The organism is Mesorhizobium sp. M2A.F.Ca.ET.067.02.1.1, assembly GCF_004023285.1.
GTDB lineage: Bacteria > Pseudomonadota > Alphaproteobacteria > Rhizobiales > Rhizobiaceae > Mesorhizobium.
Genome location: NZ_RZSB01001336.1, coordinates 1 through 682 on the forward strand (window position 1 = coordinate 1; position 682 = coordinate 682).

Here is a 682-nt window from a genome sequence, read left to right on the forward strand (position 1 = left end):
GATTGTGCTCGTCCGGATTGGTACCCGATGGCGCTTTGTGCCGGAATGAGAACAGCGACAGCATCGGCTCGCTGACGAGCTCGAAATCCACTTCCCTGGCGAGCCGCGCTGCCAGTCCTTCGCTCCAGGCGACATGATTGCGAATCATGGCGCGCAAGCCCTCGAGGCCATAGGCCCGCAGCAGGAACCAGAGTTTCAGCGCGCGGAAACGACGCCCGAGCGGCACCGACCATTCCGAATAGTTGATGATGCCGTCGTGCCCCAACGTCTTCAAAAACTCCGGCTTTATGGCCAGCGTGCGCACCAGGTCTTCCGGCTGGCGAATAAACTGGATCGAGCAGTCGAACTGCGCACCGAGCCACTTATGCGGATTGAAGACGATGGAATCGGCGCCTTCAACGCCTGCCCAGAAATGCCGGTATTCCGGGCAGATCATCGCCGATCCGGCCCAGGCGGCGTCGACATGCAGGTAAAGCCCGTGCCGCTCCGCGACCGCGGCCACCGCGGCTATGTCGTCGGTGCCGCCAATGCTGGTGCCGCCGACGCAAGCGATGATGCCTGCGGGCAGCAAGCCGGCCGCGCGATCGGCGACGATTGCGGCCTCAAGCGCGGCCGGATCCATGGCGCGAAAACGTCCTGAGACCGGGATGCGGACGAGGTTCTCCTCGCCGATGCCTGAGAC

Annotated in this window: 1 protein-coding gene; it reads right to left on the reverse strand. The window is 63.8% G+C overall.

All coding sequences use genetic code 11. The annotated features are described in order from the left end of the window. The coding region (locus tag EOA28_RS37680) for a pyridoxal-dependent decarboxylase (RefSeq protein WP_148671208.1) at nt 1-682 on the reverse strand (682 nt) is incomplete at both ends.